Origin of the sequence: Rubritalea profundi (genome assembly GCF_002954445.1) — a bacterium.
In the GTDB taxonomy this organism is placed as follows: Bacteria; Verrucomicrobiota; Verrucomicrobiia; order Verrucomicrobiales; family Akkermansiaceae; genus Rubritalea; species Rubritalea profundi.
In genome coordinates, this window is sequence record NZ_MQWA01000001.1 from 1414502 (window position 1) to 1429751 (window position 15250).

Sequence of the window (15250 nt, forward strand, 5' to 3'; positions counted from 1 at the left end):
TTCTAGCAGCTCACTTGCCCAGTTTGAACTCACTTTCCGAGCCAGGACTTTTCAGCAGCCACAATCTTTTCTTCACTCAGGCCGAACGCTTTCAAGACACCCTTAGCCATCATGATATTGCCTAGGGCATTCATGTGGCAACCATCCGAAGTGAGTTTATTTTTGATATTACGCTGATACTTTGGGTCACCAAACATCCTAGCCTTTCCCGCAGCATCAGGTATTTCCTTGAGAGCAGCATGCATGTCCTTGCTCAGGTCTGCCAGTGGCAGACCTTTCTCCTTGGCAATCTCTCTCAGGAACGCGTTATAAGGGATGAGTTTCTTATTTGTCTCCTTCTCGGGGTCCTCGCCAATCATCGTGGACGTCAGGATAACAACTTTGATGTCGGCAGCCTCTGCCTTCTCGATGATTTTGCGAATATTAGTTTTGTAGTCTTCAATCGAAACTCCATCGAAGGTTCGCTTGCCGAGGCGAAGGGAAAAGTGCCACACGTCGTTGACTCCGCAACTCAAGGTCATCCAGTCGGGCTTTTTACTGATGACGCTGGTGTCCAGACGTGCCAGCATGTTATTGGACTTGTTGCCCGCTTTCCCAGCTGGGACGTGGGTGAGTTTTAGGCCCTCTTTATTGAGCGCATCCATTACCAAGCTGATATAGCCGTTCTTCTTGTTGCCAGCCTGAGTGATCGAGTCACCCATGAATGCAATTTTTTCGCCGGCCTTGACCGCCAATTTACTATCGTCCGCTGACGCTGGGTTGATTACAAGTAGGCTGAGAGCCAGGGCGAATGTCGTTAGGAATGGGTTTCTCGATTTCATGGATATTTTATATATATGGATTATTTGAAAATTGCTGGATGTAATCTCCTTCAAGGAAAGCCGAATAGCGATAAGAAAATCATACTAACATGGGTTGGTCATTTTGAGCATTCATGGGTCAAGTCCGTTACAGAAAAAGACAAATTAGTATCCACCGTCCTGTATGAGAAAGTTTTCACTTTTCAGGATCGACTCACAGCATAATCAGGAGAAAAGTTAGACAGCTCGACGAGAACGTTCATTATTGAGATCAGACGCGGCGCTAAAAATATCATGAAAACTAGAATGCGACACACTGCCCGATTTATTCTATGCATTTCCTTGATGTTTGAACTAGCGGCGCAAGCACAAGACAAGAGCCCTTCAGCCTATAGTGGAGCTAAAGAAGACCTGCATATTTACCTACTTATTGGCCAATCAAACATGGCAGGACGCGCTCCAATCACCAAAGAGCAAGAGGCTGTGATCACAAATGGCTACTTACTGAATGCCGATTCACAGTGGGAGCCAGCGAAGAACCCTCTCAACCGTTACTCGACGATACGTAAGGGGCTCGGCATGCAGAAGCTAAACCCAGGCTACAGCTTCGCAGAAGCGATGCTCAGAGCACAAAAAGGCATCTCGATCGGCTTGATCGTTAATGCCAAGGGTGGCTCAAAAATTGGGCAATGGAAAAAGGGAACCCGATTTTATAACGACGCAGTGAAGCGGGCGCAAGAGGCCCAGAAGACGGGGACCCTCAAAGGCATCCTCTGGCACCAAGGAGAAAGCGACAACGGTAAGCCCGATGGATACATTGATCAGCTCGAAGAGCTGGTTAAAGACCTACGCAGTGAGCTTAAGGCACCCAAGCTACCTTTCGTGGCTGGGCAGGTCAACAATGCCGAAGCAATCAATAAGCAGATTGGCCAGCTACCTAAAACTTTACCCGACACAGGCTATGTTAGCTCAGAAGGTCTCAAGGCCATGGATCGATGGCATTTTGATACTAAAATCATGCTGCTTCTGGGCGAAGGATACGCCAAGGAAATGTTGAAAATCCAACAGGAAAACTAACCTCTATCAGGGCTTTATTTTGGGAAGTGTGATGCTTTCGTAGTCATCGGGTAAGGTCAAATCTGGGTTGATGAACTTTGCCGTCGCGTAAGCGTCGGCGGTGATGCAATCAGCTGCGATGATGGATACTGAGCGGGCAGGCGTCGTGTTAGGTTTGCCTGAGCTTGGGTCGATCAGGTGACTGGTGATCTTTCCGTCTTTTATAGAGGCGACTTGGTGGTAGTTGCCTGATGTTGCAATGGCTTGATTGCTTAGGTGGACGATGAACGCCTCCCCACCGACGGGTGAAGGGATCTGTACTGGCCACGGGGAGCCATTAGCCTGTGTCCCTGATGCGTAGCACTCACCGCCTAGCTCGATGACGAAATCCTTTATTCCTTCGGCATGCAGTTGCTGTGTGAGCTGATCGATCACATATCCTTTCGCTAGCCCGGAGAGGTCGTAGCTGTGAGCGTTAGTCAGAAGAGGTGGAGCGAATCCTGCGGCCTGAGTTTGCCGGAGGAGGGTGTGGTCATAAGCACCCCCAGTATGCTTTTTGAATTCTGTGGCGTGGCTTAGTAATTTTTCAAGCTCCACGGAGGGTTTGGCTATTCCCCCCGCGTTGAGGCGAGATATTTCTGAGTCCGTTTGCCAGTGACTCAGTAGCTGTTCATATCTGCTGAGTGTCTTGGTGACAAGGTTATGGAAACGTTTCGGGGCTTTGCAGCGCAGCGACCAGCTGGTGCCCATGGCGTTGCCGTGGATTGTTTTCATGCCGGCAGCTGCATCGGTTTCGGCTGACTGACTTTTCAGAAAGAGCAGCACGGCGGCAGCTGCGAGGGCAATCAATGCGATCCGTTTCATTGGTTGTTAGAAGGCTAGGGCTATCCATGCTAGTACGGCAAAGATAAGGGCTACGATGTCTCGTCGAAGCAGGTGACTTTTGGGGCCGCCGGCGAGATGCAGCAAGGCACCTGTAGGGCACGCATAATGACAATAAGGTGTGCGGATGAATGGCGCGGTCACAACACTGAGAACGAGGAATACAACAGGGAGAGATAGAATGAATCCGGTTGACCAAGCATCGAATGTCTCAAACAGGCTGAAGTCACCAGTCCAATGCAGTAATGCCAAGACGATGATAGTCACAAGTAGAATCCAGGGTAGCGCTGTTAGCTTCTTGTGGAGGGAGCCAGAAATACGCAGTTTTTTAGTGGTTAAGCCAAACAGCATATTTTGGAGGGCTCCGTGCGGGCATATTTGCTGGCAATAGATATTCTTTCCCGTAGTCAGAGGGAGAATAAGTGCGGCAAAAGATAGCAGGACCAGTGCGGGATAGGTCTGCCACGGGATGCCGTGACGAGCCCAGCCTATCAGTAGCCCCTGGCTGACGAGCGTGCCTAGGTAGATGCCACCTAGAAAGAGGCAGAGAATTTGTAGGCCGAGGCGGATTTTTTTATTTCCGCGTAGATGAGTGAGACCGATACCGATTGCGAAGATCAGCCAGACAGTCAGAAGGGTGTCGCGGAGTCGCCAGTGAATGATCGGCTGTATGGGGGTGGGTGCTGCCCTTAGCCAATGGAGACTCCTGCGTAATTGCTCCACCACGGCGGTGGCGGTGTAGGAGGCTCCTGAGACCAGTAGCGTGTCCGTAGCGGTAGTGGTATCGGCTAAAATGGAATCGACGGTTTGACTCGTGAACTGCTCGGTGTAGCTGAGTTCTTCTTGGGTGGCTTCGACATAATAAGTGTTGTCTCGGGAGGCCAGTAAGCTTGTTCCGATAAGTATTTTTTCATCGGCCGAGAGGGCTATAAGTAGTGCTGAAGGGCCTTGGAATCCATTTGCCTGATCGGGGCAATCAGTCGAAAGTAGAAGGAGCCCGAGGTGTTTTCCAGACGCATCGTACACGGAGCGCGTTTTTCCAGATATCTTGAGGCTAGCGGCAGCGGGAAAGTGTGCTTTTGCCTGCGTCAGGGTGATTTCATTGGGGAACCAAGGTTTGGCGGCAACTTGGCTGAGCCGTGCCCGGATTGATTTGGAAATAGCTTCCGTGGTGAGGCTGGCACCTGAAACCGTGATGGGTTCATTCGGGAGAGTGCTCGGTGACCTAGCTATGAATTGTTTCCAGAATGGGTCTTCAATCTTGGCGATGTGAGATGATGTGTCTGCTGACTCGAGGATACGGAAACCGAGGATTTTGTGACTCCGGGATAGCGCAATCAGAACATTGCTGGGGCCAGCATAGCCTATGATTTCATCCGAGGCTGGTGCTGTTTGAAGGACGTAGCCGATGGTTTTCTCGCTGGAGTCGAGCACAGGGGTGGCATTCAGATCACCTGTTGGTTGGGCTATTGTGGTGGCCTCAGGGAACCATTCCGTTAGCTCTGCGGCTTGGATGCTAAGCGTGTTGGTAGCGCGCGTGTGATGCTTGTGAGCAACGACTCCGATACAGGCGAAAACTGATGCGATCGTGCAAGCACGAACCATCACCACAGAAAGCCTTTTGAAGCGTGATTTCATGCAGGAGTCCTCGCTGTCATAGCTGCCAATGAACGGCGGTGGCAGCTTATTTTTAAGTGCCTTGAGAGCTTTTTCAGGAGATGTGAAGCGAGCCTTACCTTCGAGCCTCCATGAAGCTTTCAGTGTTTCCAAGTGGTTCTGGTAGAGCTCACGTGGGCTGGCATCAAGTGCCGCCCCCAAGGCTGCTGCACGGCCAACGGCGACACCCATCATACCAATAGTTTTCATCACTCTGATCGTGCCCAGTGCTTCGCGGGTTACAGAGATATTTCTGCCTGCCATGAACAGGTTGGGGATGTTTTTTGAGTAGAAACAACGGTAAGGAATCGGGTAACCAATCTTACGATCGATGGAAACCTTATGAATAGCTTTTGAGATGAAGGGATTGTCGGGGTTGAATTCGGTATAGACTGGATGTGGGATATGCAGATCAATAGACCATGTGGTGAGCACACTGCCATCTGCGAAAGCTTTTTTCGAGTCGATATCTTGCTCGTTGAGAACGACATCACCAATAAGCTGCAGTGTCTCACGGGTGCCACCGATACAGGCAAGCCAAGTCATTTCAGCATGTGAGTGTAGATTGAGATTATCTTTGGTGCGATTTTTGTAGGCACCATGGTTTTTGATGGCGTTCCATGCCGAGTAGGAGGCTAGCAAATTGCTGTCTCTCGTTTTTTCAAGCTCATTGATCGGGTGGTTGTCATATCCACCTTCCCAGAACCACTCCGCGTGATTTTTTCGTGGGTAGGGGAAGTGGGTTTCTTTGAGTGGTCGCATCCATTTTTCATCTGGGAAGCTGACTGGTTTGTCAGTGGTTTTCCAAGTCCACATGTTAGACATGCCCATCCGTCCTTTTGCTGTTTCCTGGAATTCGGCATTGGCCCAGATTCCAATAAAGCCATGACCGGTGCAGTCGGCGTAGTATTTCCCTTTGAATCGTTTCGGCTCTGCTGAGTTGACATCGAAGACCATAATTTCGTCAATCTTTCCGTCTTTCATCTTCACGTCATAGGCGTGGTGAGAGAGGAACAGGTCGATGTTGGTTTCAGCTTTGACGACGGCGAGTTTCTTGTCATCGACGAATTGCTCCTTGGTGGCTGGCGAGGATTTTGCTTTGTCTTGTATTTCAACAATGATGTCTGCGAACTTGTATTCTGATGGTGGCAGGCTGCCTTTTGCCCAGACTTGAATTTCCGATGATCCATTGCCTCCCAGAACTGGGCGGTTCTGGATCAATGCGACTTTGGCACCCATGCGTGCTGCGGCAATGGCTGTGCCTAAGCCTCCGTAACCACCACCCACAACAACGATGTCGTAGCCGTCTTTCAGGACCGGCGTCTCCGGATGATTGAGTAACTTCGCTCGCCAACTAGCCATTGGCTTGGAGTCATTTGGGGGGGTGTATCCGGCGGAGCTTGAGAGGAGAATGGCATCGACTCGGGCGTTGAAGCCTGTGAGATCCTTGAGGGTGATTGCGTTAGAGCCTTTCTTGATCGTCGCCTCACCAGCGGCTTGCCATGTCCAAGTGGGTTCGTCATTTCCCAAAGTAGTCTCAAGTGGTGTGCCGTTGATTGAGAGTTTGAACTGTCCGGCAGCACCTTCGCGGTTGAGCGCCTTTGTCCAGTTTTTAGTGCGTGCCCAGACTTTGTAAGTACCTGGCTCAGTGGCGTCAAATTGAGTCGTGGCATCAGCAACGGGCTGACCTAATCCGTGAGCATTGAGATAGGGCGACCCCATGGATTCAATGAACTGAGTATCGGTTTCCCAACCACCTTTAGCTTGGAAGGTTTCAGCTTCGAGGAGGATTTCGTTGCCATGGATTGATGCTGTGAGCCCCAAAAGGATAGATAAAAGAGGAAGTTTCATAGGTAATCTTAGTAAGTTAGAGTTTACGGCTTTATCGCTTGCTTTATTTCAGTTTTTTTAGAAGAAATCACTCTTTCTCCTCATAGGCAACTCTCAAAAATCCTGTGACTCTTGGTTTCTTACGCGATGCTCGAAGCTTCCAATTTTAGCCGGTGATGAAATTTCCGTGGATATCGGCCGAATATGGTCTAAGCATGTCGAAGTTAAGCTGGCGCAAGTTCCACAGCAATCGCCGCCAACCAGACTCAGATCAAATGCCCTCCTCCATCTCAGCCCCACCGGTCATCATCCTCGTCGAAACCCAACTCGGCGAAAACATCGGCATGTGCGCCCGCGCCATGCTCAATTGCGGTCTCAATCAGCTGCGCCTAGTCCGACCGCGCGACGGCTGGCCAAATGAACGCGCCCGCGCCACCGCCGCCGATGCGGACATCGTCCTCGAAAACGCAAAAATCTACGACAATATCGACGACGCGATTGGCGATTGCCAGCGTGTCTTCGCCGCCACTGCCCGCCAACGCACCCTAAAAATACCCGGTCTCGACCTTCGCGAGGCGGTCGGTGAAATCGTCGATGCCACGCCACCGCCTAAAACTGCCATCCTGTTTGGTCCCGAAGCCTCTGGTCTCGACAATGAAACGCTGTCGCGCGCTGACCGCCTCATCCATTTCCCGACCAATCCTGACTTCCCTTCGCTGAACCTCGCCCAGGCGGTGCTGCTCTTCGGCTGGGAATGGCGTCAAAGCCGCTCTGTTCCATCCGCTCCCATCACCGACTCGAATCTCCTCGCCACGCGCGAAGAAACCAAGGGCTTCCTCAGCCGGCTTGAGCAAGCCCTCGACGAATCAAAATTTTTTCTAACCCCAGACCAACGGCCCAGCACCCTACGAAACCTCCGTGCATTCCTTACCCGCAGTAGGGTCAGCGACGAAGAACTCCGCATGCTCCACGGCGTGCTGACAGCTCTGAAAAAAAACTGATTCAATCCCCCATCCTGGCAGTCAGCAAAACCGCTAACCGATCACTTTAGCTCCTTGAGCTTGATATTTTTCCAGGCCACGCTGAAAGGTCCGCCGTTGCCGACACTATGGACTTGCAGGCCGAAGAAGCCTTTGGGGTGAGTTTTATAAATGGCCTCGTCGGTCAGATCGCAGACGAGCTTGCCGTTGATCCAAGTCTGGAAGTGGGCGCCTTTGGCAACGATCCGGTAGTGGTTCCACTCGCCGTCCTTGAAATGCTTGTGCGGCGTGCGTTTGCTCCTAGGAACGAGCCAGCCGCGGCCGGTGGCTTCACCATAAATGTATCCGGATTCGGCACCCTTGCCGCCTGACGCTTCGATTTCAACCTGAGGGCCGTTGACTCGTTTTTTGCCGTCCGCCTTTTTCTCCGAAGAACGGATCTGGATACCTGAGTTTAGCGCGTTATCGACTTTGACATCAAACTGAATCTCAAAATTTGCATATTCCTTATTGGAGCAGAGAAAGGAGTTTGGGCTACCTTTGGCGGTGGTGCCTATGATGGTACCGTCTTTAACGACGTAGGTCGCGGTACCGTCTTTCTGATTCCAACCATTGAGAGTTTTCCCATCAAAGAGGTTGGTCCAGCCTTCAGACTGAACCGACTTTTCACCATGGTGATCGGCTTGGACCAGCGAAGTAAGAGCGACAACAGAGAGTAGAGAGAGAATCTTTTTCATACGAGTAAGAATACCTTCCCGTTTGGAGAATTCTTTCACGACTCAATGCTATTCCTATTCGCTCGTTGGGTGATGCGCGCCGATTCCCATTGACAGATCGATCGCCATACCGCGGAATTTTTTAAATACTTATGACGACTAAATTAAAGAAAATCGGACAGATGGGCAGCTTGTTAACTTTTGCAATGCTTGCTGGCGCTTCCTCCCTGGTGCAGGGAGCTGAGATCGCTGTGAAGAGTGGTGAGAAAATTGCCTTCATGGGTGATTCGATCACGGCGGCAGGAGCCCAACCTAATGGCTATGTGCTACTCACTATTAGCGGGCTAGAGTCTGCGGGAGTGAAAACGACTGCCATTCCGGCAGGAATCAGCGGGCATAAATCAAACCAGATGCTAGGCCGCTTGGAAAAACATGTGCTCAGCAAGAAGCCTGACTGGATGACGCTGAGCTGCGGCGTGAATGACGTATGGCATGGTAAACGCGGTGTTCTTCTCGACCAGTACAAGGTGAACATCACCAAGATTGTCGATCAGTGCCAGGCGGCCGACATCAAAGTAATGATTCTCACCTCGACCATGATCAAAGAGGACCAGACGAATAAGCTGAACCAAACCTTGAAAGGTTACAACGACTTTCTGATAGAGTTGGCCAAGGAAAAGAAGTGCCTCATCGCCGACCTTAATGCCGACATGCAGGCTATTATTGCTGCGAGTGAGGACAAGAAAGGCGGCAAGTTGCTGACGCGTGATGGCGTCCACATGAACCCAATGGGGAACAAGATGATGGCCACTGGCCTGCTCAAGTCTTTTGGGCTGAGTGCCGACCAGATCAAGAAAGCTCAGGCGAGCTGGGAATCGTAGTAGGCAGGACAGCCCTAAGGGCCATCCTACGAAGCAAAACTAAATCATACGGCAGTTCCCCGAAAGGGAGGGCGCCGTTTTTTGCGTCAGGAGGTGGAGTTACCAGTTATCGGTTCTAGTTAGTTAACTTATTACACACTACCCGACAATTTTTCATACAAAATTGTCAAAATGGGTTTCTGATAATCTGGAGTGCGTGTGGCTCGAAGCCGCTCTGCGGCTGGCGTGGCTTGACGCGCGCGATGGCAGGACCACTCGGAATATAACCACTCCGCTAACTCTCAGACCACACAATCAACAACAGGCTTCATCAAACCAGTCTGAACACTGAAAACTGCACACTTGAACCTCCTACCCCATGCGTCAAGCCTCAGAACTCCAAGGTTTTGTCACACTGAGTGTTCACATTGATTGGAGAATCCAGTGCTTAAATTTTTATCGTGTAGCCATTCGGCTTAACTCGAAAAAACGTCCTCCTTTTGCCAAGCTATCCCGAGATCGCACAAAAACCTTATTTCACCTGCTTCAGCACATACCAACCTGGATGCCAGTCATTGGGTTTTCCTGTGGTGAAGCCACCGGCTTCAATAAACAGGTAGGTCTTACCGCTGAGACTTACACCTTCCATGAGCAGCATTTGGTTTCGGCCGAGATCGATCAGGTTCTGGCCAGTCCAGATCAGAGAAGGGTTACTAGTTTTGCCGCCGGCTTGTAACACGACCTCTTTGAAAGGTGGTTTGCCGGGATTCATTTTCTTATCGCTTTTAAACTCCTTGGTGGTTTGCACGTAGTCAATGACGGTCCATTTGCCATGCCGCTTTTTGTTATCTTTGACCTTACCGTCGTAGCTGTAGAGATCGGCATTCTTTCTGCTTTTCTGCCAAGCGGATGTCCGTTTGGGGATCGTCTTAAGGACATCCATTCCACCCGGTGTATCGCTCAATGTGCTATTTAATACGCGTTGGAAATAGTCAGCACCACCATGCATATCGCTTCCACCTGGCGCATGATAGCCAGCGGGAAAATTACCATAGGCTATGCCTAGAACTTCCGCACCGAGTTTCTGTACCTCTGGCTTGGCCTTCTTCAACTGCCCTGTTAGTCCACGAAGTGGTGCCAATGGTGAAGCTCTGCGGTTTTCTTGGATTTTCTTACCATAAATCGGCAATAGTCTCTTATAGTATTTAGGGTCAGTGACTACCTTGTTTAATAGCTCCATCGCAGCCGTACTCAGCCACCACTCAGCCACCACTCATCATGCTCGAGCCAGTAGACCAGACGGTCGACGTGTGGTTCGATGGTTTTTGCATCACACACATTCAAGCTCATCATCGCATTATAGACGACCCACCATGACTCGTCAGGGTCGGTGATCATGTCTGTTAGCAGCTTGATCATTTCACCGGTCAGGCGATCCGCGCCCATCGGCTTGGATTTGAAGGTTCCATAAATCGCCATCGTGCCAGCCTGCCGGGCTCGTGGGTCTTTCGACTTGAGTAAGGTAAGGATAAGCTTGTCGCGCTTGTGTTTGTAGATCGCATCGACCGTATAGCGACGAATTCCGTGGTCGGGATGATGCGCGTAATCGAGCAGGACTTTATCGCTCACTTTCGGATCCATCAGCAGCCGATAAACCGGCCAGGACCCGTGGGTGGCCAGCTTTTCCGCATCCACGTCCTTACTGGTAAGCGCACTACCACTGATAGGATCTAGCTTGTAAAATGCCTCGTCTGCTGCGGTGCCCCATGGGCGTTTAGGCAACTGGTAATGTTTAGAATATTTTGTCTTCGGTGCGCCGGTCATGCGCAATGTTTTGCGCGGTACAGTGTAGAATAAAACCATGCCAGTGCCCCACAGTTCCTTGTCGTAGCGATGGCCGCCACCGACGATCCCAAATGAACCGTCGAAGCGACGTGAGATGTCGTAAAACCACTGGCGGTTATCCATGAATTCACGATGCTTGGTGGGTTTCTTATCCATCATCAAGCCCATCGAAGCCCCGCGCCAGATTTCGCCGACGCCGCCACCGGTGTGGCCATGGTTCAACCATGAGGTGGAGTAGAAGCTTTTGACTGCCGAAATGTCACGCGCTTTGGCGTAAATGCTTTTTTCACCTTCTGGAGTCAAGGAAGCGGCGGCTGCCATGGTGAAGGCCAGAGCACCGGTCTTGCCGTTATCGACGAAACTTTTTTCTGGGAGCTGGTCACCGTAGGCCACGTTACCACGGCCAGCAAAGCGGTAAAATTGTTTCAAGGATGACTGCAAGGTAAACTCGTCCACCTTAGCGCAACACTCTTTAGCTAAAAGTAAGAAAGTGGCTGCATGCACGCCACACCCATTGATGTGCGCCCCACCCATATAGGGGAAAGATATTTTTAAACCGCGTTGACTCCAGCCTCCATTATACATCGTCCGCTTTGAGTAGTCAGTCATTAGCTCTATCAGATGCATCACTGACTTATCACCCGTTCGCAAATAGTATTCGCACACAGCGGGCCAGTGTATCCTATCATCCATGTCCAATATGAATCACTGGTCATCTCCTTTACATCCTTATGCTTTTCAACCGCGTTCTTTATCCAACCACGGGCAACCTCTAAGTCTTTCTCATCACCCGTTGAAAGCATGAAAAGCAGCTCTATCCCGTTGAGGCCCGGTCCATTGAACTTTCCATTTTTTGCCAAATAATCGGCAAGGTCGCGCACGATTTTATCGGACTTCGCGCAGTTCAGCGGCCAGGTCTTGCTATAAGCCCCGAGCGCAGGGATTTGAACCACAACGGCTGTCGGTGCATCCTTCAACTTGAACTTCATCTTGCCATCGGCGGCTTCAGCCATAGCGATCATATTCCCCAGCCACATGCGCGGGTCGATATCCTTCAAAACATGTCCGTTAATAGATTCAATCACCTGCCCCTTCGTTAACTTACCCTCCGCAGGTGAACCCTTCTCAACATTGCGAATCTTCATCTGAAACCCAGGCTGAATCAAATCGATACCGATGCCTACCGGTCCAAAACGCGAAATCGTGTAATTGCGCTTGTCAGTAGGATGAGGGTTAAAAAGTGGATATATCTTATAATAGGACGAAATCTTTCGTTCATTCTTTCTGAAATATCGCAAGATCGGCGGCGCCATCATTGGTTAATTCTGGAAAATTCTGTCGAACGCCGCAGGCAACCTGTCCGCCATAGCTTCAACGAAGGAGGAAGTAAATTGCGGGAAGTTACCAGTTAGTTAAATCATTAGGAAAGGCACCAATCCTCAACCCAAGCAAATTCGTGAGATCCGTGAGATGAGTGGTTGAAAATGAATCCACAACCCAAGCCGCCTTCCTTGCGCATCTTGCGCGGTCAAAATTGAACGATCAACCCACGCTCCTTGGAAATTGGGCGTTCCTTGCTGGCTGTTGGATATTCCCATTTCACCGATCTCTCAATGCACGACAAAAATTTAAGCACTGGATTCTCCAATCAATGTGATCACTCAGTGTGACAAAACCTTGCAGTGCTGAGGCTTGACGCAGCTCTGGTGAGGCTGTGGCTTGACACATGGGCTAGGAGGTTCAAGTGTGCAGTTTTCAGTGTTCCGACCGATAGGATGAAGCCTGTTGCTGATTGTGTGGTCTGAGAGCTAGCGGAGTGGTTATTTTCCGGGTGGGCCTGCCACCACGCGCGTCAAGCCACGCCAACCGCAGAGCGGTGTCGAGCCACACGCACTCCAGATCATCAGAAACCCATTTTGACAATTTTGTACGAAAATTTGTCCTGTAGTGTGAAAGCAAATATCCAACAGCCAACAAGGAATATCCAACCGAACAAGGGACTCGTGAATCAAGGTGGAAGGATAAAGACCGGGACTACTTGCGGTAGGCTGACGGCTTTTGCGGGATGACTCCGAGCTTTTCGTATTGGAAGCCGCTGACGAGGGGTTTGTACTCGCCGGTGTAGTCGACACTGCGGGTGGCGGTGATCTGTTTTTCCATTCCCATTCCCCAGTAGGCGCCATTGACGATGAGTCGGCGCAGGCCTGGGTTTTCGAGATCCTTGCCGCTACCCATGGTTGAGTGGAGGATGCGGGCTGATTGCCCACCGCTAGTTTTCCAGTTTTTAAACCAGACTACGGGCAGGGGTTCTTTTTTTGGGTTGGTCTCGCCACCTTGCTTGCGACCGATCAACGGTTGGCCGTAGACCAGCGCGGTGCAGCCTTCTGGGAGACTTTCGCCTTCCTTGAATGTCCGGTAAACATCGGAGGGACCCCAGACGTCTTTGACGCCGGTGAGGATCGGGTGGCTTTTGATGTTCTCCACAAGATCACCGCGGGTTGAATCCTGGTGCCAATTCCCGTGGTGCTTCATAAAGCTGCCGCCGAGGATGTGGCCAATGTTGACCTGCTTGCCATCCATTTGGTAGGGAAGTGGGGCACGGAATCCGTGGTTTGCGGTGCGTAGGCCGATGATCGGTTTGCCGGAATCGAAGTACTGGACAATCTGCTTTTGCTGCTCGTCGGGCAAGGTGAGCAGGCGGGTGACGAATATGAGGAGGTCAGCTTTTTCCAGATGCTCCAAGCCTAAGATATTATGTTTCTGGAAGGCACCTTCCTGCCCTTTCTTGGGGAACACCGGCATGGTCGGGTCAACTAGGCCGTCGGGATTGGTTCCAAAAAGCACGGTGCAGTCGAAGCCGTGATGCTTCGCTAGGATTCCGGCCATCATCGGCATTGACTGCTCACTGCGGTATTCTTGTTCGGCGGTGATCAGCACGATGTGTTTCCCTTTTCCTGGCCCTTCTCCACCTTTATAGGTCAGCCATTTTGGGCTCTCAGGTACTGGGTGCTTATGGTCTTGTGCTGAGGCTGGTTGGATGAACATGCTCATGGCAAAAATAGATAAAATTGAGCGTGGGATGGATTTGATCTTCATCGGGTGTGTGCGTAGTGTTTTAAGAATTTTAGGCCTTACTTTTTAGGGACTTCGTTGACTGTGTAATAGGCGTTTCGGTGGAGCAGTTCTTCTTTATCGAGCGAACGCAGAGCTCCCAGATCGAACGCATGCACGTGGCCGAGGGTGATCTTGTCGAGCACGATAGTGGCGGACAAGCCGTCCTTTGCAAGCGCGACGGATTTGACGCTTGGGGTGGCTTGATCGATCTCTGGGCCGCCATAGCCTTGGTGGTAGCCGTGGGTGAAGGTTGTTACTGCGTAGGACTCTGGGTTCGAGCCGGTTGCAGTATCCACAGCTTTGGTGAACTTAATATGAAATCCGTCTGGAGTGATGGTGATGCGCTGAATTTCGAAAGGCATGAGACCGGTCCATTCTAGGCGTTCCAGGGAAAAGGCCTTCAAACCGCGCACCGGCCACCCCCGGTTGGTTCCACCGCAAAGCAGCCTACCTTCTGGGGTGAACTGCACATTGAGAATACCGGTCGAAAGTCCCTCACGAAATGGATAACAGGCACCTTGCCAGACGCCGTTTACCAGCTCGGTGGTGGCACGCATGACCAGCGACTGGGTGTAGTCGCCGAGAAACATCTGGTCTTCGAATGGTCCGAATTTCCCCTTAGTCTGATCGACAACGAAACCGGTGATCGAGCGCCCCATACTGATGTAGGGGAAAACAACCGCGTAGGGGACGAGCTCTGGGATCCGTTCTTTTTCCACCATCATATTTGAGGGTGATTTGGGAGCCGTCGGCGCCTTGCCCATATTCGGGGCGTAGTCGTACCAGTTGAAGCTAATGGGATGCCCCATGAAGCCGCCCTCCTTGACAAATTTCAGGCTGCAGGCCGAGTTCCATGGCCCCTGGCTCTCTATATAGAAGAGGGCGCCGTGTTCGTTGGGCCCAATTCCGCCGGGGCTGCGCAGGCCACTGGCGATCGGGATGCTCTTGCCCTCTGGCGTTATTTTAAAGGCCCAACCACGAAACAATTCTCGCGAGTGGTACGAGCTAGAAAGTCCGAGCGCCACGTAGAGGTTTCCCTCTGGATCAAATTTCGAGCCGAACGCATATTCGTGATAACTTCCGTATCCCCAGGCGTCCGAGACCACTTCGAAACGATCCGCACGGCCGTCATTCGTGGTGTCCTTGACCCGGGTCAGCTCACAACTCTGAGTCACATAGAGAGCGTCATCCTTCCAGGCTAGGCCGAAAATTTCATCCAAGCCGGACGCAAAAAGATGGTAGTCCGGTTGTGGCTTGGCCTCATCAATTCCTGATATAAAATAGATGTCTCCCCGCCGAGTAGCCACCGCAATCCGGTCGTCCGGCAATGCGGTAAAGGCACCCGCTTCAATAACCACATCTTTCGGGGTCGGAACATCGACGATGCGGTAGTAAGCACGTTCGCGGTCGGCCGTCCCCCAGCGTTCGCCGACCTCTTCGGCTGCCGAATAAGTCGCGCAAAGCGTTAGCAATGCGATTGACCGACGAAGTAATAAATTCTCTTTTTTCAT

10 protein-coding genes and 1 pseudogene are annotated in these 15250 nt (G+C 51.2%); 3 read left to right on the forward strand and 8 right to left on the reverse strand.

Annotation, left to right across the window (positions count from 1 at the left end; genetic code table 11):
• Positions 1-29: 29 nt before the first annotated feature.
• Entirely contained in the window at positions 30-821 is a 792-nt protein-coding gene (locus BSZ32_RS06190; protein ID WP_105042634.1) for an SGNH/GDSL hydrolase family protein, read from the reverse strand.
• Between the two features lie 273 nt (positions 822-1094).
• Between BSZ32_RS06190 and BSZ32_RS06200 the strand changes: the two genes are divergently transcribed.
• Positions 1095-1877: a sialate O-acetylesterase gene (locus tag BSZ32_RS06200; RefSeq protein ID WP_105042636.1), complete on the forward strand. Its 783-nt coding sequence runs from the start codon at positions 1095-1097 to the stop codon at positions 1875-1877.
• Positions 1878-1883: 6 nt separating this feature from the next.
• Here the strand turns inward: BSZ32_RS06200 and BSZ32_RS06205 are convergent, their stop codons facing one another.
• Positions 1884-2720, reverse strand: a complete 837-nt coding sequence (locus BSZ32_RS06205) for an FAD:protein FMN transferase (protein WP_105042637.1) — start codon at positions 2718-2720, stop codon at positions 1884-1886.
• A gap of 6 nt (positions 2721-2726) precedes the next feature.
• The gene (locus BSZ32_RS06210) at positions 2727-6245 is read right to left on the reverse strand and encodes an FAD-dependent oxidoreductase (protein ID WP_105042638.1); all 3519 of its coding nucleotides are present in this window, start codon (positions 6243-6245) and stop codon (positions 2727-2729) included.
• 194 nt (positions 6246-6439) lie between these two features.
• Between BSZ32_RS06210 and BSZ32_RS06215 the strand changes: the two genes are divergently transcribed.
• A complete protein-coding gene (locus BSZ32_RS06215) occupies positions 6440-7225 on the forward strand; it encodes an RNA methyltransferase (RefSeq protein ID WP_206018737.1) in 786 nt (261 codons plus the stop codon).
• A 41-nt stretch (positions 7226-7266) separates the two neighbouring features.
• Here BSZ32_RS06215 and BSZ32_RS06220 read toward each other — a convergent pair whose 3' ends face one another.
• Complete coding sequence (locus BSZ32_RS06220; RefSeq protein WP_105042639.1) at positions 7267-7941, reverse strand: 3-keto-disaccharide hydrolase; 675 nt, start codon at positions 7939-7941, stop codon at positions 7267-7269.
• A gap of 131 nt (positions 7942-8072) precedes the next feature.
• Between BSZ32_RS06220 and BSZ32_RS06225 the strand changes: the two genes are divergently transcribed.
• Complete coding sequence (locus BSZ32_RS06225; protein ID WP_105042640.1) at positions 8073-8801, forward strand: SGNH/GDSL hydrolase family protein; 729 nt, start codon at positions 8073-8075, stop codon at positions 8799-8801.
• A 511-nt stretch (positions 8802-9312) separates the two neighbouring features.
• Here the strand turns inward: BSZ32_RS06225 and BSZ32_RS06230 are convergent.
• From BSZ32_RS06230 to BSZ32_RS06250, 4 genes and pseudogenes are all read right to left on the reverse strand, one after another.
• On the reverse strand, positions 9313-10020 hold the full coding sequence (locus BSZ32_RS06230) for a hypothetical protein (RefSeq protein ID WP_129589621.1): 708 nt from the start codon (positions 10018-10020) through the stop codon (positions 9313-9315).
• An 11-nt stretch (positions 10021-10031) separates the two neighbouring features.
• A pseudogene (locus BSZ32_RS20560) lies at positions 10032-11941 on the reverse strand (DUF6288 domain-containing protein).
• A gap of 718 nt (positions 11942-12659) precedes the next feature.
• Positions 12660-13721, reverse strand: coding sequence for a ThuA domain-containing protein (locus BSZ32_RS06245; RefSeq protein WP_105042644.1), 1062 nt, complete (start codon positions 13719-13721; stop codon positions 12660-12662).
• A 35-nt stretch (positions 13722-13756) separates the two neighbouring features.
• Positions 13757-15250, reverse strand: coding sequence for a DUF7133 domain-containing protein (locus BSZ32_RS06250; RefSeq protein ID WP_105042645.1), 1494 nt, complete (start codon positions 15248-15250; stop codon positions 13757-13759).